This window comes from Okeania sp. (genome assembly GCF_035285525.1).
In the GTDB taxonomy this organism is placed as follows: Bacteria; Cyanobacteriota; Cyanobacteriia; order Cyanobacteriales; family Microcoleaceae; genus Trichodesmium.
The window spans coordinates 12,863-35,158 of sequence record NZ_JAYKGW010000005.1 but is presented as its reverse complement, the minus strand read 5'-3'; the positions used below and the strand labels follow the sequence as shown (position 1 = coordinate 35,158).

11 protein-coding genes are annotated in these 22,296 nt (G+C 37.9%); 6 read left to right on the top strand and 5 right to left on the bottom strand.

Features of this window, described 5'->3' with window-relative positions; translation table 11 throughout:
• Window positions 1–144: 144 nt before the first annotated feature.
• The 5 genes from VKJ25_RS00370 to VKJ25_RS00350 form a co-directional block, all read right to left on the bottom strand.
• Window positions 145–3,207, bottom strand: a complete 3,063-nt coding sequence (locus VKJ25_RS00370) for a two-partner secretion domain-containing protein (RefSeq protein WP_324234647.1) — start codon at window positions 3,205–3,207, stop codon at window positions 145–147.
• A gap of 799 nt (window positions 3,208–4,006) precedes the next feature.
• Window positions 4,007–4,777, bottom strand: coding sequence for a DUF928 domain-containing protein (locus tag VKJ25_RS00365; protein WP_324234646.1), 771 nt, complete (start codon window positions 4,775–4,777; stop codon window positions 4,007–4,009).
• Between the two features lie 432 nt (window positions 4,778–5,209).
• On the bottom strand, window positions 5,210–6,070 hold the full coding sequence (locus VKJ25_RS00360) for an SWIM zinc finger family protein (RefSeq protein WP_324234645.1): 861 nt from the start codon (window positions 6,068–6,070) through the stop codon (window positions 5,210–5,212).
• A 55-nt stretch (window positions 6,071–6,125) separates the two neighbouring features.
• The gene (locus VKJ25_RS00355; protein ID WP_324234644.1) at window positions 6,126–10,724 is read right to left on the bottom strand and encodes an SNF2-related protein; all 4,599 of its coding nucleotides are present in this window, start codon (window positions 10,722–10,724) and stop codon (window positions 6,126–6,128) included.
• 454 nt (window positions 10,725–11,178) lie between these two features.
• Window positions 11,179–11,532, bottom strand: a complete 354-nt coding sequence (locus tag VKJ25_RS00350; RefSeq protein ID WP_324234643.1) for a hypothetical protein — start codon at window positions 11,530–11,532, stop codon at window positions 11,179–11,181.
• 404 nt (window positions 11,533–11,936) lie between these two features.
• Here VKJ25_RS00350 and VKJ25_RS00345 point away from each other — a divergent pair, with 404 nt between their 5' ends.
• The 6 genes from VKJ25_RS00345 (at window position 11,937) to VKJ25_RS00320 (ending at window position 22,201) form a co-directional block, all read left to right on the top strand.
• Window positions 11,937–12,776, top strand: coding sequence for a hypothetical protein (locus VKJ25_RS00345; protein WP_324234642.1), 840 nt, complete (start codon window positions 11,937–11,939; stop codon window positions 12,774–12,776).
• A 138-nt stretch (window positions 12,777–12,914) separates the two neighbouring features.
• Entirely contained in the window at window positions 12,915–13,715 is an 801-nt protein-coding gene (locus VKJ25_RS00340; RefSeq protein ID WP_324234641.1) for a Uma2 family endonuclease, read from the top strand.
• 502 nt (window positions 13,716–14,217) lie between these two features.
• Entirely contained in the window at window positions 14,218–15,048 is an 831-nt protein-coding gene (locus tag VKJ25_RS00335; RefSeq protein WP_324234640.1) for a sulfotransferase family protein, read from the top strand.
• Window positions 15,049–15,313: 265 nt separating this feature from the next.
• On the top strand, window positions 15,314–17,584 hold the full coding sequence (locus VKJ25_RS00330) for an FG-GAP repeat domain-containing protein (RefSeq protein ID WP_324234639.1): 2,271 nt from the start codon (window positions 15,314–15,316) through the stop codon (window positions 17,582–17,584).
• A 432-nt stretch (window positions 17,585–18,016) separates the two neighbouring features.
• On the top strand, window positions 18,017–20,173 hold the full coding sequence (locus VKJ25_RS00325) for a polyribonucleotide nucleotidyltransferase (protein ID WP_324234638.1): 2,157 nt from the start codon (window positions 18,017–18,019) through the stop codon (window positions 20,171–20,173).
• A gap of 1,089 nt (window positions 20,174–21,262) precedes the next feature.
• The gene (locus tag VKJ25_RS00320; RefSeq protein ID WP_324234637.1) at window positions 21,263–22,201 is read left to right on the top strand and encodes an Hpt domain-containing protein; all 939 of its coding nucleotides are present in this window, start codon (window positions 21,263–21,265) and stop codon (window positions 22,199–22,201) included.
• Window positions 22,202–22,296: the final 95 nt, after the last annotated feature.

The window sequence follows — 22,296 nt, the reverse complement described above, 5'->3', positions numbered from 1 at the left end:
GGGGATGGGGAGATGGGGAGATGGGGAGATAAAGAAACCCGGTTTCTTTAAGAAACCGGGTTTCTAGACCTAGTTTCTAGACCTATATCCATCTATCTCTGTGTCACCGTGTCTCCCCTTCCCTGCGTCCTCATTTGCTATTTCCTAAAAAAATAGATAACACTCAGGATGAATTAACTGTGGACTAACCGAATTAACATTATTTGGAGTAGATGTCAGAGTTACTTGACCAGATTCATTTATCACCCAACCCATTGCCTGACGAATCTCTGGTAACTGCTGATTTTCTTGCCGACGGTAAACCACCACTGGTTTTTGATAATGAGAGATGCCAATGTCTTCTGGTGTATTAGTTTCCCATTCGACAATTCCCCTCAATATTGTCAATGGTTGAGTAGGATCTGGGGGTAGACCTCCTTTACCTGTAATCACAAAAGAACTTCCTTCGGTTGTTGCTCTACATAAATTATTTGCCACTAATGACTCAACATCTATCACCGTCGTCGATAATTTTACTATTCCTTGAGTCGGATCTACCTGGGTATTTAATTCTACTGAACCATCAATACCTAAATCTGAAGTGGCAGTAATTTGACTACTGTTATCAAGAAACACTCCTTCTCCACTAATAAAAATATTACCACCTTGACCTTCTATCGCATTAGCACTAATATTGCTACCGTCTGAACTAATTAAAAATTTACTCTCAATCTGAATATTTCCACCTGTCGCCGTATTCGTAGCATTAGTGGTAATTTGACTTTGATTTTGCAGATTAATTTTTGACCCTTGGATGCTAATGTTGCCTCGGTTTCCAGCAGTGGTTTCTGCACTCAGAGTACCGTTATTGAGTTCAATAGATGAAGCATTAATAGAAAGGGCACCTGCTGCTTCACTACCAGAACTGCTGACAGTAATGACAGCATCATTACTAAGACTGAGAGTCGGGGTACTAATATTGATATTTCCTCCTGCTCCCGTAGCTCCTAACTCACTGCTAGCAGTAATAGCACTCTTGTTACCAAAAACAGAATTAACTCCAGAAAGGGTAACGTTATCAGTGGCATTAATAGTAAGATTACCAGCTCTACCACTGCCTTCAGTAGTTGTACTAACTTTAGCTCCATCTAAAATTGTTAAGCGTTCTGTTTGAATCAGAGTATTACCCCCATCTGCTTGACCTTGACCTATAGAGAATATGGTTAAATCCTCGACACCAGCAAGTATACTCGTTGAGAGAACCCCACGATCATCACCACCATCCAGCTCAATATCTTTAGCTATTATAGTCAAGTTTCCACCTTTACCTTTACCTGATGTACCTGCTCTAATTTGGGCACCGTTGCTCAGATGGAGGCGTCCAGTTTCAATGTTTAAGTTACCACCATTGCCACTACTAACAGACTCAGGAAATAGATTAAATAAATCTTCTACAGATACTTGAATACTACTAGGAAATGGTCGATTACCAGAACTTCCTTGTAAATTAATTTCTGTTGCTGTGATTTTTATATTCCCACTGTTTCCTACTCCAGATGTTCCAGCTCTGATTTGTCCTCCGTTTTCTAGGTTCAGACTTTGGGTCTCAATTATGAGATCTCCTCCTTTACCTCCAGTTCCAAAAACAGAAGTAAAAAAACTACTGGGTCCATCTTCAAAGGTTCCTTTTATTGTTATGTCTGTGGCTTTGATTTTCAGTTCTCCACTATTTCCTAGACCAAATGTTCCTGTTCCTATTTGCGCTCCATCTTCTAAAAGAATGCGATCGCTATCGATAGTTAGTTTCCCACTATTTCCTGTTGCATCTGGTACGACGATAGCTAAAATTGCACTGGGATATTGATCGTTTAAAATTTGCAGTATTAGTTGTTGTTCTGGTATCGGTGAGCTTCCTGGTATTGTACCTCTGGCTTCTATTTCTTCAGCATTTACTGTCAGATTTCCTCCTTGTCCTGCACCTGATACATTTGCTCCTATTTGTCCTCCGTTGAATAGTTGCAGTTTTTGAGTATTGATGGTGACATCTCCTCCTTTCCCTTTTGCTCCTGGTAAAACGTCTGTAAATAAACCACTTAGGTTTTGACCGTCTGATGATGCTCCGATTATTACTATTTCCTTGGCGTTTACTGTGAGTTCTCCACTTGTTCCTGCATAAAATGTTGCTGTACTGATTTGTCCTCCGTTTGTGAGTGTTAAAGTTGGAGTTTCGATTGTGATCGTTGCTCCATTGCCTGTTGCACCTGGTTCAACATTGGCATCTACTAGGCTATCATTTACTTCTATTGATTCGGTGGCAGTTAATGAGACATTGTTTCCTGGTTGAGTTCCTAATGTGTTAGCGAGGATTGTTGATTTTTCTGTGATTTGTATTTGTTTTGCTTGTATTTGTATTGTGCCGCTTCCTTCTCCACTGGCATCAACTATTGCATTATTTTTGAGTTGAATATTATTAAATTTTTTTACTTCTGAATAGTCAAAAATATAATTATTTTCTGTATTTTCTAGTTGAATTAAACTCTGATTATCGACGCTACCGATTTCGATTCTGCCTTGTTCTGCGCTTAGTTTTCCACCATCAATTATGACGTTATTTCCTACTAAACCTAGAGTTTTTCCTGTGGGAATTTCTAGCCCTGTTACTGCGGATTGGTTAGTAATATTTCCTCTATAATTTGTTATTTGATTAAAAAATAAAGCTGATGGTGCTACAGATAATAGGTTAGTATTTTGAGGGTTGGTTGAACTGAATCTACCATTTTCTCCTAATTGAATTTCATCGGCTGTTGTGGCGATAAATGAACCTCGAATATCTAGGGTAGAATTAGGTCCGAAAAAGATACCATTGGGATTGACTAAAAATAAATTTGCTACTCCATCTACTCCTAATTTTCCTAAAATATTGCTAGGATTATTACCTGTAATTCTAGTTAATATATTTTCAATTCCAATTGGGTTAGTGAAATAGACACTTTGATTTTTTTGTATGTTAAATTCTTGCAAACTGTGGAATAAATTCGAGCCTCTAATCGCGCCACCTTCTATTTGTTTTTTGAATCGTTCGACATTTCTGATTTTGGTGTTTTCTTGACCTAATGTTTGGTCTGGTATTATTTGAGAATTAACTGGTTTTTGAAGCCAAAAAGTTGATACAATTAACCAGATTCCAGATGTAAAACTAATTTGTGTGAATAAAGATTTTAATTTCATGGTTATCAGTTATTATACATAGGACTTACACAAAGAAACCCGGTTTCTAAGACAGGACTTACGCAGCGACCCTAGATATAGTGCCTAAAACTATTGCGCAATAGTTTTTTAACTCTACATATAGCACCTTTGCATAAGTCCTGTAAGATAAATCGTTGTTTTGAGCAGTAATAATCTACCCTCGTACCGGGTTTCTGGATTCAGATGGCTTTAGCCCTGATACAGTTTTACAGCGATTTTCATTTCAGTAAACCACAGTAGGGACGCCCTGATGCAACGTCCCTACAAGATTTTGGTTATGGTGATGTGGTTCATCGAGAGTGAAAAGCGCTGTAAAAAAATCAATAGTTACGCAAAGCGACCAAGAAACCGGGTTTATTGCCGCGATCTTGTTGCTCCAACCAAAAACTTCGTTAATAAACCCGGTTTCTGTGTAATTCCTAATTCTATCAAATTTGTTGGCAATAGAAGTCTTATAATACAGCGGTTTTGATATCGGCAAACCACAGTAGGGACGCCCTTATGCAAAATCCCTACTGGATTTTGGTTATGGCTCCGGTGGTTCATCAAGAGTGAAAAACAACGAGAATCAAAACCAATAGCTGACGGCTGAATGCCTACATATTTATGCACCCTAAATATAGTATTTTAAAAGTAGAAAAGCTCTAATATTTTAATGTAGTAGATGTTGGTAATATAAAAGATTAGGAATTGCTTAATTAACTAATTATTGAAATTAATCTACTAACTTGATCGAGTTTTTTTCACATCAATTTTCCAGAAAATTTAACTCTTTTTCTTATCTTTGACTAGACTGTATTTCTTCTGAAAAATCAAATATTTGGCTATCTGCAATTTCTCCTAATCCTATTGACTGAAAAAGTTTTTTCCAAGCCTGAGGATAAGCTGAACGAGATTTTTCTAAAGTAGTTATTGTTTCACTCCAGACCGATAATTCAGCATATAGTTTAGCTTTTTCTAATGGGTTTTCTTCAAGCTTTTGTAGTTTAACTTTAACTTCAGAAGTTAAAGAAGTACGTTGTAACCATCCTTGAATATAGTAATCTAAGCTAGGTTTGTCTGGATCGCAAGTTATACCAAAATACCAAACATAAGTATTGTCAGGTTGTAGCTCAACAGTTTTTGGCAAATTTACTTTGATAATTCCAGCAGATTGGGGCAAAGATATATTAGTTTCATATATTGGATCTATGTTTTCATTTGTCAAATCATACAGAACAAATTCTGCGTTTTGTTTATTAGTTTTGGGAACATATAGATAAACAGTTGGGTGAGAACTAACTGTTGTACCTATATTATTTTCTGGCATTACAGCAGTTAAACCTATTCCTAATTTTTCTGTGATTATAGGACTACATGGACCCCGAGACCCACCAGCTCTCTTTCTAGCTGGCGCCCTTTTTCGACTTGGGGGGGTTGGAAATTCTACTGCAAGCAATTTCTCATTTAATTTCACCTGAGTTTTTAATGTAGGTTGCTGGAGATTAACTGGAGGAGATAATACCAGAAAACTTAGGAAGGAAAGTCCGAAAAAGCATTGTAAAAACATTGCAAGAAATCACTACCTTATTAATTAAAATTATATAAATCTTAGCATTTCCCTAAGTAATTCTAATTAGGGCTTGCTGAAAAAGTCTTTTAGTAGTGAGGAGGATCCAGAATCCAGCAATCCTGCAATCCAGGAGGAATAGGAATCATAGAAGAAGTAGCCAGAAGAATTTTTAGAGTGATTTTCTACCCCTCGAAATGCCCAAAATGCTCTCCTGAATTTAACTTGAGACACCTAAAAGCTGATACTTTATTAGTACCTGAAAATGCTACAACCTTTACCTATCAAAACTTTGATATTTTTATACGAAAACCTTAGCTATAGCATATAGTTTTTTACTAGACCCAGAAACCTGGTTTCTTATAGAAGCAAATAAATAGTCTGTCGGCGCTGAAAAAGTCAAAAATTATCACGAAATAACCCTAGTTTTCTTTATGCATTATCACCCTCATCTTCTCCCTGTTTTAATGCAGTTATGACTGCTTGTTGACTAATATTTTGATAAATTTTCTGGAAATAATCCATAACAATATCAGTCGATGCACCTAAAGAAATTTTTCCTAAAACATCTAAAATTGTTTCATTACTTGGAGATGGTGTAATTACTATTAAGGAAGAATCTAATTGTTGATTATATTCCCATATTTGCTCAAGTTTTATATTTTCTGGAATAACTGAAGTTGCATATATTGAGTTAGTAACTGATTGCTGTTCTTGAGTTTTTTCAGATTTTATTTGTTCCGTTTCTGTGGCTTTTTCATATTCACTTTGACCACGTTTTTGACGAAGTTCTGCTAATATTTTTTCTTGGGTACGACCCCGTAATTGAAATAATAAAAATGGGTCGTCACTGAAGCGATCGCCTAATAAATAATATACTGCTGCGATATGTTTACAAACTCTAGCTTTGTCTGGGCAATCACATCGAGAATGAATTTCTTCTAAGGTAAAAGGAAATAATCTTAAACCATTAGCAGCAAAAACTTCTTCTATATTTTGAGGCATTTCTCCTGCTAATAATTTGGCAGTAAAAATTGCTCTTTCTGACAAAGTTTGAATGATATAATTCCAATCTTCATCAGAGAAAGTATCTAACCATAAAGATAGTTTGTATGGTTCGGGTGCTGTTCCTTGAACTTGAGCAATAATTCTTTGTTCTTTAAATTTTAGACTCAAAACATTACCTTGTCTGGCATAATTTCTGGCTCTTTCTAATCGTTTTTTAAAGCGATAAGAATTTAACAAGTCTATCCATTGTTGAGTCCACCATTCTTTGTCACTTTGTAAGTTCATTTCCGTTATTAGTTAAAAAGCTATATTTTCTGGTAGGGGTTTGGTCTCCAAACCCCTACTCTTCTTCAATTACTTTATTTCTATCAAATATTAATAAATTTCTCAACTGTTCTGTATCTAGTTCAGTTAACCATTGTTCACCTGTACCAACAACTTGCTCTGCCAACTCTTTTTTACTTTCAATTATATCGTGTATTTTCTCTTCTAAAGTTCCGGTACAAACAAATTTATGTACCTGAACATTCCGAGTTTGACCAATTCTAAATACCCGATCTGTTGCCTGATTTTCTACTGCCGGATTCCACCATCTATCAAAGTGAAAAACATGATTTGCACGAGTCAAATTTAAACCTGTTCCTCCAGCTTTTAATGATAAAATCATTATCGGCGGACCTTGAGGATCTAATTGAAATTGGTCTACCATTTCTTCTCTTTTATTTTTGCGGGTAGCTCCATATAAATACAATATTTCTCTACCTAAAATTTTCTGTAAATAAGGTTGTAAAATTTTTCCCCATTCAGCAAATTGAGTAAAGATAATTGCTCGTTCTCCTTGAGACATTATTTCTTCTAACATTGCTCCTATTCGTTGTAATTTTCCAGAATTTTCATCACTTATTTCTACTTTTTTCTTACTGCCTTTTTTAATTTGTAAAAGTACAGGATGATTACAGAGTTGTTTCAGTTTTACTAATAAGGCTAAAATTTTTCCTTTTCGTTGAATACCATCAGCAGCTTCAATTTCTGCTAAAGAATTTTCCACTATATTTTGATATAGTTTTGCTTGTTCATTTGCTAAAGGGCAAAAGATAGTATTTTCTTGTTTTTCTGGTAAATCTTGAATAATATCTTTGTCAGTTTTGAGACGACGCAAAATGAAAGGTTGAACTAAAGAACGCAAAGTTTGTAATGAATTTGTATCTCCATATTTTTCGATAGGAATAGCAAACCGACGCTGGAAAAATTGCTTTTGACCTAAATATCCAGGATTCAAAAAATCTAAAATTGACCAAAGTTCTGAAAGACGATTTTCTACGGGAGTTCCTGTTAAAGCCATTCTAAAAGATGCGTCTAATTTTCTAACTGCTTGAGATTGTTTTGCATCTGGATTTTTAATATTTTGCGCTTCATCAACTATTACTGACTGCCATTTTATTGTCTGTAATATTTTCTCATCTCGATGCAATAAAGCATAACTGGTTATAACTAAATGTTTGTCTTTTACTGCTTTAGCAAATTCTTTACCTTTAGCACGTTTATCACCATGATGAACTATTAATTTTAAAGTAGGTCCGAATTTTTTTACTTCTCTTTCCCAGTTACCTAATACGGAGGTAGGGCAAACTAATAATGTGGGTGATTCGAGTGCTTCTTTTTCTTGTTGATTGAGCAAAAATGCTATAGTTTGAATAGTGTTATGACAAAGAATATTATTTGCTACAAAGTTATGATGTTTACTTATTTCAAAGTCATAAACCCATCCCTCATATTCTATATCTTCGATAGATTCTATCTGACAATAATAGACTTCTTGATTGAGTAATTTTTGTAGGCGAGTTTTCTGAATTTCTAGTTCCAAAATATTCAATAAAGAATAAGCTTCTAAAGTTTTAGTCGTCCATTTAGAAGGTTTAAGTTGACGATATTCTTCTTCCGCAGTTCCACTAATAATATGTTCGATACTGTTAATAACTTTCTCTAAACTAGCAGGAGAAAATTCTTGGGAACCGTCAATATAAATTTTACTATGTATTCCTAAATGTAGCAGTGGTAGTTTAGTTTTATTGGCTACTTCGGCGACTATATCCGAAGCAGGGATTCCTTCAACATTTGAGTTAGCTTTTTTATCACAGATTGACTTAAGTTTTTCTTGTTTTTCTAGTTGATTAAATCCTATTTCTTGTAAAAAACGACGTGCTGAGTTACCGCTAAATGTACCAATATAATAAGTACGAAAAATTCCAGTACCATTAGTAGCTCGTTTTTGTTTAGGAGATATTGTCATCCAAATTCCAAAACGTCTAAGTAGGATAGATAATTGTTGAATAAGTAGAGATGATGCTGTAGAAATTTCAACATTTCCTATAGTTTTATTTGCCGAACCTTCCGCATCAAAATAATTCCTGAGAAAAATTCTAATACTTTCTAAGTCAGCTTGCATAATAAATGAAGGAATAGTTTTATCAAGCGATCGCTTCCCCCACTTATATCCTTTTCCTTCTAAAAATTTCCGATATTCTACACTATGTATGATAAGTTGGTAACAATCTTTTTTATCACTATAGGGACGAATAGCAGGACGATTTATTTTAATACCATATCTTTTACTTAAGTTTTCAAGAGTCTTTAGTAATTCTGCCAAAAGTGGTTTATTTTTTTGGGAGATAACTACTCCTCTCATATCAGGTGCTTCATATCCTTCAGCTATTTGCCAAGCAAGAAATTTGACTAAATCTTTATCCTGTGCTTTCCCATCCCAAACCAATTTTGCAGGTACACAAACATAATCTCCCACCTGAAAATCATTTTTCCAACTATCGCGAATAAATAATTTATGACTTTTCGTAATAACAATACTGCTCTTATCTTTCAACCTCACCCTTCGTAACTTTTCTCGTACCTGCTGCCTATATAACCGCCGAATAGGAGCCACCACAATTTTTCCTGTTGTCTCATCCAGAGAATTTACCAATAATTCCCGATTTGGTTTTGCCCAAAACCCTTCCCCATCAAATTCGGCCTCACCCGCATAAACTTGCCAAATTTCCTCCGCTTGCAATACCATACTATTTATATTTAATTCTGTATCATGCGATACGCATTTTCCCAATCCCATGCTATCCGCCAAACAAGCACCTAAACCCCAACGTTCCAGAAAAGTTAGCCAACTAACACCCCGTGCTTGATATTCCCGCAGTTCGCCCTGAAAATTCTCAGGTGTAGGAATCTCTTCCAAGGAACGATTATTAGTCAAAGTATCCAAAAGTTCCTGAAGTTGTCCCCCAGTTTCAAAATTAACAACAGGCAACTTTTCCACAGTCTGAGTATCCCCAGTCGCTAACCGTAAAGCATCTTCCAAAGATAAAGCCATTTGGTCTTGACGAGTAGCAAAGAAATTTTGTGCTGCTCGGACATCTTGAGGTTGCAGTTCCACCCATTCCCCATTAACTTCTACCAAAGGACTATCCTTAGCCACTAATTTGTCAAATTCAGCCTTAGTTAATTTCTGGCCTCCAATAGATAATTGCCACTGAAAATTGAGAAGACTTTTCAACCCCAGTCTTTCAGTTTTTTTCGTTTTTGGAGCAGTGGCCTGAATACTGAGGCCCAAACGAGACGCCCATCCTTCTCGGTTCGCCAAACTAGGCGGTAAAATTACCCCCAGTCCACTGTCAGTAAACCGCGAACTTCCACTTTTAATAAATTCATAAGCTTGTTGTGGAGTTAGTAGACAATATTGGGGAGTTGCTTCTTGTAAACTAGGTTCAATAATTGGATAAATTCTTGATGCTAAACCTAAACCTTTTAGCAGAGTTTCTTGAGGAAGTTCAATTGTTTTTCCTTGATAATTTAAACTTGCTACAGGATTTTCCCAAATAGTTTTCGCATCAACAAAAAATTCTGGGTTATCGACTGCTTGGAGACAATATTCGAGTTGCCATTTTTGGGAATTATTAGATGGAGAGTAGAGACGGAAACAAGTAATAAATTTCTTTTCTGTAGTTTGAAATTCTTGTAAAGGAGATTTCCAATTATCAAGTATTCTGCTAATTTGTTGTGTTTCTTTGGTAGCAGGTAATTTTAAACTAGATTTTCCTAATAAGGATTTCAACCATTGTCTAATTGAGGGATGTAATGAAGTAGTTTTTATTAGAGATATTTCGGTTGATAGTTGTCGAATTTGTGTGTCTATTATATTTTTTAAGAAATCTTGAATAATTTCTTGACTAGATTGAACTAAGGGAAATTTTGCAGAATTATTTTCAGTAATTATTTGTAAATTTTGGAGATTTTCTAGAGAAAGATGTGATTGCCAATCAAGGTTATATGTACGACAAACCAGAGGCATTTGTAGAGTAAAATTTTTCAGTCTAGTTTGGTCTTTAGAACTATCAAGTAAAGGTTGCCAAGTTGCAATAAATTCTTGATTTAATGTTTGTTCAATAGAAGGTAAAAATTTACATCTTGCTAATAAATCGAGACTCCATCGAGCCACATGAGACCAAAACTTTAAATCTCCACCAATGAAAGATTCAGTAGTTTTTCCCAAAGGAATAGATTGTAAAAATTTGATTGCTTCTAGAGGTTCTAGACAAATTCCTTCTATTTGCCAGGGATAAAAATATAACTTTTCGGAAATTTCTGATAAATTAGTGCCAGAATGAATAGGATATATTTTTTGGTTAGATTCTGATAATTTTGTAGGAATAGCTAAAGTTTTAATTGTAGATTTTTTATCCTTTTTCAAAGAGAAATTGGTATTTTCCTCAGATAATTTCAACAGTTCATCCAAAGTTATTGCATAAGGATTATTAGTAATATTTTCTATTTCACCAGCATCATCTTCTGTGATTTTTTGCCAAGCTTCTCCCCAAACAAATAAAGAACTAGGTTGTTGATTTTCGGTCAGCCAAAAACTATGTAAAATTGCCATCTTAAAAATTTGTAAAAAAGGTTATATTCTGAATTTATGCAAAGAAACCCGGTTTGTACAATAAATCATTGTTTTTAACAATAAACACTTAGGAGAAACCGGGTTTCTGGGTTCGCCTCCGTCAGCCCTAAGTGTAAATCTTTGAAAATAAAAAACGGCATCCAAGTTAAAATAACTAGATGCAAAATTCATCATTGGCGATGAACAGTAAGTAGGATTATTATAGCGGTTTATTTTTGTAGCAGAGGCATCTTGCCTGTAATAGCTGATTTGAGGCGCTCACAGGGATTATGCCATGGATACACGGATTAATAGGCATAACGAAACTAAACAACAATCTTTCTCCCCTACTTCTGACTTCGGCAATATTACTTAAGTAGGATTTTTAATGCCATGAAAATCCATCCACATTTCTGTGGATGGCCTCCTGGGTTTATTTTTCTTCTATATGGGTTTAAGATTCAGACGATTCAAGAATAAGCGCCTGTATCTCTTCTTCTAAAAACCGTATTTCTTTCTTGATCTTGGTTTTATGTTCATGATTTTCGGCTAACAGCTTTTCTAGTCTTTTGCCCTGAGTTCCCACATAATCCAAGTGTGATTTTTCTAGTGCTTTTAAGCGCTCAAGAATTTTCCCAGTAGTTTTTGGTTCGCTTGATTTGCGAGCTTCCGCAGCCCACGTCTCCACAAGTTCGCTTTGACTCATTCCCAACGACTTCCCTATCTGTTTTAAAGTTCGTTTCGTTGTAGGAGTTACTGTCAAGTGCAGACCTGTCTTTTTCTCATCTCTTAAAGGTTTTCCAGCCATTATTCTGTCCTATGTTGTCCATTTGTACGTTCGTAGAATTATTTTAATCGAACCCCTTGACATATTCATAAAACGCCTGTAAGATATAAAAATCAAATAACAAGCGTTTAATTAAAAAGGGGGTGAGGCCAAAGACAGTCATTACTATATTTTGTAGATTCCAAATCTTGATAAAAGCCATTTTGAACTGAAAAATTTCTTACCAGCAGTCTAGATTTTTAGTCCCAACTCTCTGAGTGCGGATATACTGCACACCGGGATTGGAACGGCGCTCGTAAAATTATGCTACGAGCTTTGCAGGCAACAGCCATCACTTTAACTGGTGATGCTTACAGATTCAAGGTGAATAGCTTTGAGTAGGTTAAATGTTGCACATAGACTGTTTTCCTTGAAGCTTATGTGTTATGAACAAAAATTTAGTTAAACCAAATTCCATCTACTTTCCAGATCCAGGAAAAGAAACTCTCGATCGCTTTCCTACCTGGACTAAATCGCTGGTTGATATTTACCGAAAAACAAATACACCTAGTTTTTCTTTAAAGGATAGTTTCCAGGACATTCAGTCCATGATGTTTGCTGCTGCCCACTCTTATCTTATTGAGGGGTATTTGCTTGCACAACTTCAACTTGATACTCGTTTTGAAGAAACTAAGGGCAAAAAATGGAATTTTCGGACTTACTGCAGAGAACATTATCCTAAGAGTTGGAGGTATGTTCAGCACGTCATTAAAGCTGCTAGGATTGGTTGGGAACTACTATGTCATGGGTTTAAAAACATCCCATCTAACGTTAGTCAATGTTCTGCTTTAGCTTCAACTTTCAAGAAAACTAAAGAAGGTCTTCCAGACATTATAGGAAGTTGGGAGTGGGTCATAGATTATGCCAAAGCAACTAAGAAGAAAATCACGACTGAGATAATAGATTCTTTGGTGAATCCTAATCACGAGAAGAAAACTACAAAGGTTCCATTGCCTTGGGATTTATGGAATAAGTTCGCTGAGAAGGCAGCTATTGAAGAACATAATGGAGTAAAACTGCTAGAAAGTTTAGTAAGAGAGTATGTAGAAAGTTCTCCAGCTACAACAGCAGAAGAAATAGATTCAGAGACTAAAGACGAGAAGAAGAAGGTTTATCGAACTCTTCAAACTCCAGAAGAATATGTCAAATGGGAACGGGAAGTCATAAACCGTATAGAAAAAGCTAACGAAGAAGCTAATGATTACTACCACTACAACACAACCTAGAACACTTCAGGACTTTAAGCAAGCTAGCGATCGCTTCTCCTCCTAGAAAGGGTTAGGGGTGGGTTGACTCCTGACTCCTCCCTAACTATTCAATTCATGCTACATTAAAAGATGAAAACCTAAAATGGGCGGCTAAAAATGATTACAGAAACATCTCCCAAAGCCGAGTCACTCACCGAGGTCACTCCAGAGTGGGAACCACCGATGCCACCTACAGACTTAATCTTTGATGATGGAGAAACCTTGGAAAGCAACCGTCACCGTATTGCCATGAATCTTCTGATAGATTCATTATATCAACATTGGTCAGACCGTAACGATTTTTTTGCGGGTGGCAATATGTTTATTTATTACAGTAGCACTCAAGCCAAAAATCGTGACTTCAAAGGCCCTGATTTCTTTGTGGTCTTGGATGTTGATGGCAAAACAGATCGTCAAGGATGGGTAGTTTGGCAAGAACAAGGGCGTTATCCAGATGTGATAGTTGAACTCACGTCTCCTTCGACTGCTAGTGTAGATATTGGCGAAAAAAAGGATATTTATGAGCGAACATTCCATACCCAAAATTATTTTATCTTTAATCCATTTGAACCGAGTTCGTTACAGGGATGGCATCTGCAAAATAAGCAATATCAAGATTTACAACCTAATGAACGAGGATGGTTGTGGTGCGATCAATTAGGGTTATGGTTAGGTACTTGGGAAGGAAATATTCTGCAAGAGTCAGGAGTATGGTTAAGATTTTATGATTCCCAAGGAAACTTAGTATTAACCGCTGCCGAACGAGAGCATCAACGGGCTGACCAACAACAGCAACTTGCTCAACAAGAGCGTCAACGAGCTGACCAACAACAGCAAATTGCTCAACAAGAGCGTCAACTTGCCGAACGTCTGGCTGCTAAACTAAAAGAGTTAGGATTAGATCCGGATTCTGTTTAATTCCAGAAAACATGGGTAATATCAAATCCGGTAGTATCGCTATAATTCGCTCGCAGTAGGGGTTTGGTCTCCAAAGCCTCTACATACTGGGCTTTTCGATCTTTTCTGATGCTATAATTTTATTCTCCAAAGCCAGCGGATTTGATATAACGACTAGCTCGATGGAGACCTACGCAGAAACCGGGTTGATTAAGGAAATTTGTTGGTTTGAATACCAAAAATTATGATGATCAACCCGGTTTCTTATTTGGTTGGCATAATTTTGGTAATGAGAATCTAAAAGTAGAAATAAATACCCGATGACTCCTCAAGGATTAAAATCCTTGGCTCATAGCTGAAGTCATCTGAAGATGACTAAATTATCAGAAATTATGCACAACATGAAACTATGCACAATTTATGAATTTATGTAAATTTTTGAGATGGTACTTGACAGCGGAGAAAACATTAGCTAGATTTAACGATATCTACTACCTGCAAAATATACAATCTTAAATCTCTAATGTTTAACGGAAAATTAGTCTGCGTCACGGGTTTGCCCCGCGCAGGCTCAACTTTAACCTGTCAACTCCTGGCAGAACACCCAGAAATCTACTGTGATGGTATGAGTTCACCCCTGTTGCCGACTCTGCAAGCTATTAGGGCGCATTTGAGTGATAACAATTTTTTTCTGGCTCAGTTAGATGGGGAATTTGAAACTGTATATGCAAGATTACAATGTGCTTGTCGTGCTTTTGCTAAAGCATGGTGGTCGGAAATCGACTCTCAGATGGTAGTAGACAAACATCGGGGTTGGTTAAATCAAGTAGAATTAGCTTTAGAATTAGACCCAGATGTAAAAATGGTGGTGTGTGTCCGGGAGTTAGGACAAATTTTAGCATCTATTGAAACCCAACATCAAAAAACAGTATGGTTGGATTTCCCAGATGACTTGGCTTCTCTGTCTCCCTACGGACGTGCTGATGCTTTACTGGGGAAAAAAGGGGTGGTGGGCGGACCATTGCGATCGCTGCAAGGGATACAAGATATGAACCAATCTTGCCAACAACGAATGTATTTTCTGGTATTCGAGCATTTAATGTCCGAACCAGTAGCAACAATGAAAGATTTGTTTACTTGGTTGGGGGTGGGAAATTATGAACTCGATCCGAATAACTTGGTAGTACAACCAGGGGAGGCGGATAGTTTCTATCGGTTTAAATATCTTCATCGTACTTATACTCAGGTCAAAGCACCAGAACGTCATTGGGTGTCACCGCGGATTGAAGCGGAGCTAAGGAGTAATTACCGATGGTATTATGAGTTGTTCTATCCGGGATTACTTCAGAGTTAACCTCCCAACCCTACAACTATTCCCCCCAACCCCACAACCCCACAACTATCCCCCCCAACCCCCCTTTGAAAGGGGGGAGTTAGGGAAGGGAGAAGAGAAGATTGCTCCCCTCTCAAAAGTAGGAGAGGGGTTGGGGGAGAGGTCTTCCCTAGCATCAGTAAAATTTCAGAACGTAAACGTAGGGTTGGGAAACCAAACCCCTAGAGACGTTACCTTCAACGTCCCCCTAAGTACAACAATTAATTACTCAGGAGAATTAACACAAATGGCTATATTTCAAGTAACAAAAGCCAAAGATAATGGTACAGGAAAAACTAAAGGAACTCTCAGTAAAGCAATTTTGGATGCCAATAACAGCCCAGGGGACGATACTATCGTTATCAAGAAGAATGTCACATTATCTGGTGAAATGATTCAACTCATTGATAGTAATATTGCCATAACAGGGGACGATCCAAAGACAGGTAAGGTGGAAACAGCTACTATTAGTGGTGACAATAAATACCGTCCATTGTTCGTCAAGTCAGGAACAGTGGATATTAACAACTTAACTCTAACTAAAGGTAAAGCACAGGGGGGAAACAGTAAGCTAGGAGGCGGTGGCGCCGGAATGGGTGGTGCCCTATTTATCTATGATGGTAATGTTTCTGTAGATAATGTTAAATTTAGTAAAAATCAGGCAATAGGTGGAAATTCTGGTGATGAGACTGCTAGCAATGTAGGTGGCGGTATATTTACTACGAGGTTGTCTGAGAATAATGGTGCTGATGATATAAGTGATTACGGTGATGGCTATGGTGGCGACGGTGGCTTCCTTGGCAACGGTGGTAAGGGTGTAGGTAGCAGCTACGGCGGCTACTACGGCTTGGCTGGCAGTGGCTTCGGTGGTTCCGGTGGCTTCGGAGGCGACGGTGGCGACGGTACGGGTGGCATCGGCGACGGTGGCTACACCTACGGTGGCAGTGGCTACGGTGGCGACGGTGGCTTTGGTGGTGGCGGAGGCCGTGGCTTTGGTGGCTACGGTGGCTACGACTTCGGCTATTACGGCGGCTATTACAGCTATTACGGTTACTACTACTACGGCTATTACTACGGTGAATACAGTGGCTACGGTGGCAGTGGTTCCGGTGGCGACGGTGGCTTTGGTGGTGGCGGAGGCGGTGGCTTCGGAGGCTCAGGTAGCTACGATGGTGTTGGCGTTGGAGGCTATGGTGGCTACGGCGGTGGCAATGGTGGTAACTCCAGTGGCTACACTACCTATGGTGGCTCCGGTGGCGATGGACTGGGTGGAGCTGTATTCATCCGTTCCGGCAGTCTAAATATTTCCCAAAGTACCTTGAGTAATAATAAGGCAAATGGTGGCTCTGGTGTAAGCAATGGAGAAGGTCTCGGTGGTGCAATATTTGCTATGAAACTCACTGATGAAAACCCGGATGGTAGCGACCAAGGAATGCCAACTTCTCTGCCTACTGTTACTATTGATGAGGCTACTACATTCTCTTCTAATAATGCTGTTGATGCTGACAAAAATGGTTCTGCTCCAGACAACATTGCATCAGGGGATGACCAAGACAACGATGACTTATTTGGCAGCACAATAACTCGCGGTAACGGTGTCAGTAACGAACCAGTCCGTTTTGATTTTAATGATGATGGAGTAGCAGACATTCTCTGGCGGAATGGAAAAACCGGAGGTAACGAGATTTGGTTCCTGGATGATGGCGAAACCAGCGATACAGCTAATCCAGGAAAGCAAAGTAAAGCTTGGGATGTCGCTGGAGTTGATGATTTTAATAATGATGGAGTAGCAGACATTCTCTGGCGCAATGGCAAGAAAGGAACTAACCAAATTTGGTTCATGGATGATGACGGGAAAAAGAGCTATACAGCTAATCCAGGAAAACAAAGTAAAGCTTGGGATGTCGCTGGAGTTGATGATTTTAATGATGATGGAGTAGCAGACATTCTCTGGCGTAATGGCAAGAAAGGAACTAACCAGATTTGGTTCATGGATGATGACGGGAAAAAGAGCTATACAGCTAATCCAGGAAAACAAAGTAAAGCTTGGGATGTCGCTGGAGTAGAGGATTTTAATAATGATGGAGTACCAGATATTCTCTGGCGAAATGGCAAGAAAGGAGCTAATCAAATTTGGTTCATGGATGATGATGGCAAAAAGAGCTATACAGCTAATCCAGGAAAGCAAAGTAAAGCTTGGGATGTCGCTGGAGTAGAGGATTTTAATGATGATGGAGTAGCAGACATTCTCTGGCGCAATGGAAAAACCGGAGCTAACGAGATTTGGTTCATGGATGATGACGGGAAAACAAGCTATACAGCTAATCCAGGAAAGCAAACTAAAGCTTGGGATGTCGCTGGAGTTGCCGATTACAATAATGATGGAATAGCAGATATATTGTGGCGCAATGGAAACAATGGAGCTAACCAAATTTGGTTCATGGATGATGACGGTACATTAGACAGTAGTGTTGATCTGGCAAATCTAGGTACAGCTTGGGATGCAGTCGGAATGTAATTGACATTTGACTTCTGAACTTTGACAGTGGTTTTCTGACACGGTAAACCACAGTAGGGACGTTCCATGGAACGTCCCTACAATATTTTGGTCATGGCTCCGGTGGTTCATCAAGAAAGAAAAGCGCTGTAATGAAAATTGCGATATGGAAATTACCAAATCAGAGCTTATATCAAATCCCTTGGCTTTTGAGAAATGGTATTATACCATCAATGTTGGCGAAAACTCATAGGTTGTAGAGGGTACGGTTCCCGAAAAATTGGAGACTAAACCCCTACGGAGAGCGAATTTTACCGATACTACCATACCTGATTTTTGACATTTGACATTTTATTTGTGATATTTGACTTCTGATTTATAATTGCCCCATTAAGAATCCCCAAGAATGCTACGATTTCCTAAAGAAGCGAAAGAATAAGGAAAAAAAATTGGATGGAAGAGATAAACAAATCCATATCCTTTGATGGAAGGGACATTCGACTAAAAGTCGGTGTATTTGCGCCTCAAGCTGGTGGTGCTGTGATGATAGAATCAGGAGATACAGCAGTATTAGTCACAGCTACTACAGCCAAAGCCAGAGAAGGAATAGACTTTCTACCTCTTTTGGTGGACTACGAAGAAAGACTCTACGCTGGAGGGAAAATTCCGGGCGGCTTTTTGCGTCGGGAAGGTCGTCCTCCAGAAAAGGTGACTCTTACAGGTCGTTTAATTGATAGACCTCTACGCCCCCTATTTCCTAGTTGGTTGCGGGATGATATTCAAATTGTGGCCACAACATTGTCTATGGACGAGGAAGTACCACCAGATGTCCTAGCTGTTACAGGTAGTTCGGTGGCCGTATTGTTGGCCAGATTACCATTTTATGGCCCAATGGCTGCGGTACGGGTAGGTTTAGTGGGAGACGATTTTATCATAAATCCTACTTATCGTGAAGTAAAAAATGGTGATTTAGATTTGGTGGTTGCTGGTTCTCCCCACGGAGTAATAATGGTAGAAGCAGGGGCAAATCAATTGCCAGAACAAGACATCATTGAAGCAATTGATTTTGGTTATGAAGCAGTTTGTGACCTGATTCAAGCTCAACGAGAAATTATTGCGGAAATGGGTATTGAACTAGCATCACTAGAAGCACCCAAAGTAGTAGACCCCACTTTAGAAGACTATATTAAGGAAAAAGCAACAGAATCTATTAAACAGATTTTGTCTGAATACGATTTGGATAAAAATCAGCGGGATGAGAAACTTGATGCAATTAAAGAAACTCTGGCAGAAGCGATCGCTGAACTTCCGGAAGAAGAAGCACTCAGAGTAATGGTTGAATCTGACAATATGGCTTTAGGTAATACTTTTAAGGGTGTTACTAAAAAGCTGATGCGTAAACAAATTATTGACGAAGGTATCCGAGTTGATGGTCGGAAATTAGATGAAGTTCGTCCGGTTTCTTGTCGGGTAGGAGTCTTACCACCAAGAGTTCACGGTAGTTCTCTATTTAATCGCGGTTTGACTCAAGTAATGTCTGCTGTGACTTTGGGAACTCCTGGTGATGCTCAAGAATTAGCAGATGACTTACATCCCCAAGACGAAAAACGTTATTTGCACCATTATAACTTCCCTCCTTTTTCCGTCGGAGAAACTAAACCATTGCGATCGCCTGGTCGTCGGGAAATAGGTCACGGTGCTTTAGCAGAACGTGCATTATTTCCTGTCATACCTGCAAGCGATATTTTTCCTTATGTGATTCGGGTGGTTTCCGAAGTTCTGTCTTCCAATGGTTCAACTTCTATGGGTTCTGTTTGTGCTTCCACTCTTGGTTTAATGGATGCAGGAGTTCCTATTATTAAACCTGTGAGTGGAGCTGCAATGGGTTTAATTAAAGAAGATGAGGAAGTTCGTATCCTGACAGATATCCAAGGTATAGAAGACTTTTTGGGTGATATGGATTTCAAAGTTGCTGGTACTGATAGTGGAATTACAGCATTACAAATGGATATGAAAATCACAGGTTTATCCATACAAATTATTGCTGAAGCTATTCATCAAGCTAAACCAGCACGGATACATATTCTAGAAAAAATGTTGAGTGTTATCAACGAACCTCGTCCGGATATGTCACCTTATGCACCGCGACTTTTAACTTTCAAGATAGATCCAGAAATGATCGGTTTAGTCATCGGACCTGGTGGTAAGACTATTAAAGGTATTACTGAGGAAACCGGAGTCAAAATTGATATTGATGATGATGGTACCGTAACTATTGCAGCAGCGGATGGTGAAAAAGCTAAACAAGCGTGCAATATTATTCAAGGAATGACCAAGAAACTGAATCCTGGAGATGTTTATGTTGGTCGCGTGACTCGAATTATTCCTATCGGTGCTTTTGTGGAAGTATTTGCTGGCAAAGAAGGAATGGTTCACATATCTCAAATTGCAGATTATCGCGTGGGTAAAGTAGAAGATGAATTAGCAATCGGAGATGAAGTCATTGTTAAAGTCCGAGAAATAGATGCTAAGGGTCGAGTAAATTTAACTCGCTTGAATATTCACCCCGATGAAGCTGCTGCTGCTCGTGCTAATGCAATGAATTTATAGTTAACAAGTCATTTTAGTTATCAGTTATCAGTACCTCATATCATGTCCGGTAGCATCGGTATTGTATAGAGAAGGTCTTTTCAGTTATCAGTTATTCTCCTAGGTCGGTGCTGCGCTTTTCATGTCGCGCAGCGAAACAGTAGAGAGTGAACCTCCGACCAAAGTCGGAGGCTTGAAATACTGATTTCTCGGCAACCGTGTTAAAATTTTTTCATCCCCAAACAAGGGGAGGCTTTATACCTCTTTTTTGATTAAGAAGGAAGGAAGAAGGAAGAACCTTTAAGAGAAGAAAAAACTTGATCAGGACTTACGCAAGGCAACGCAATTTTATCATTGCGTCAGCGCAGCTTTGCGATAACAAGCGACAGGGTTTTGCGCTTCCCATTACCTCAGAAAATGGGGGGCATTCTGGACTGAAAGCAATCTCAAATGCCTAAAACTTCTTGATCATGGGTAAGTCCTGCTTATATGACGGTAGATATTTTTCCAACTTTTACACGCACGGTGCGTGTATAAAATCAAGGTAGAAATGGCATAAAAGCTTCTTTCTGCTTTCCTTCCACCAAAGTCTAATTATTTAACTGGACATGATATAACCCACCCCTAACCCCTCTCAGGAGGGGAAAAGGTAAAGCTTTTTTTTGATTACACATGTAATATTATTGAAATATAGCAATTATAAATTAATTGTGATAGGTTTTAATGATGATTAAATTGAACTAAAGATTTTATAATTTCTGTAAACTGCCAATCTAACGGCGTTCCTACCCCAATCTCAGACTCTGATAGCTCCTATCTCTAACTCCTTTCATTTGGTGGCGTCCCTACCTAAATACCACCAAATTAATATAACTAAAATCTAAGCTGCAGAAGTAAACTGAATAATATAATATAACATTCACTTAGTTTGGAAAATTAGGATTCTACCATTAGTATTAACAAAAACTCTCAGCTTGGTGGAGGCTTAGAGACCAAACTTCTACGGTATGGAATTAAATAGTACCGATACTAGATGGATTTGATATAATTAATTAAACCTACTATATACTCGTTACATTTACTTATGATCACCTACTTAGGAGAAATATTATGCCATCAGAACAAGATGAACGAATTAAGCAATTATTTATAATGGAAGCAGAAGAACATTTAGTAACTTTAGAAAATGGGTTGGTAGATTTGAAGTCTACTATGACAGATTCTGAAACTATTAATGATATGTTTAGAGCTGCTCACTCTGTCAAAGGTGGAGCTGCTATGTTGGGAATGCACAGTGTACAAAAAGTAGCTCATCGTTTAGAAGATTGTTTCAAAATAATTCGAGAAAATCCGGTTGATATTGACCAAACAATAGAATCTCAATTTTTAAAAGGATATGATACTCTTAAAGATTTAGTAGAACGCCTCCAAGGTCCTTATGGTTTAAGAGAAGAAGAAGGAGAAAAAATAGTAGAAAATGCTTTACCTATTTTTACAGAGTTAGAAACTAATTTGAATAGTCTCGTTAATGGTAGAAATATTCCTAAATCTACTACTACTTCTATTGGAAATAAAAATATACCAGCTAATTTTGCTCATCAGGTCAAAGAGAAATTAAAGGAAATGTTGGAGTTGTTTAAGAAAGGTGATACTCCAGAGACCAGAGAACAATTAAAAGAGGGTTGTAATGGTTTGTTGAAGTTGAATGAAAATACAGAAATTTGGCGGACTTTGGTTACTGCTTCTCAAGCAGCTCTGACTAATTCTAAGTTATCTTACCTGGTGTTAGCACCTATAATTATTAAAGAGCTGAATACTGCTGGTGAGTTAATTGCAGCCAGAAAGGTTGAAGAAATAGTTTTAAGTAAAGATTTAAAAGAAATTGCAACTTGTCCAGAAGAGACAACTTTTGAAGAGGAAAAAATAATATTACCACAAGACCCGAAAGAGGTAGTGAAGTTAATTATTAAAAATTTTGATAGTAAGCAACAGGAAGCGATCGCTAGAATATTAGTTAAGCACGTTAAGTCGTCTAAAAAGAATGGTTAATGATCATAAGTTTTAGGTAAGCAAACAGCCGTCAGCTATTAGCTAACAGCTATTTTTTTTAGTTTGTAATAAAAGCTTTATTATTCAGAATAAAA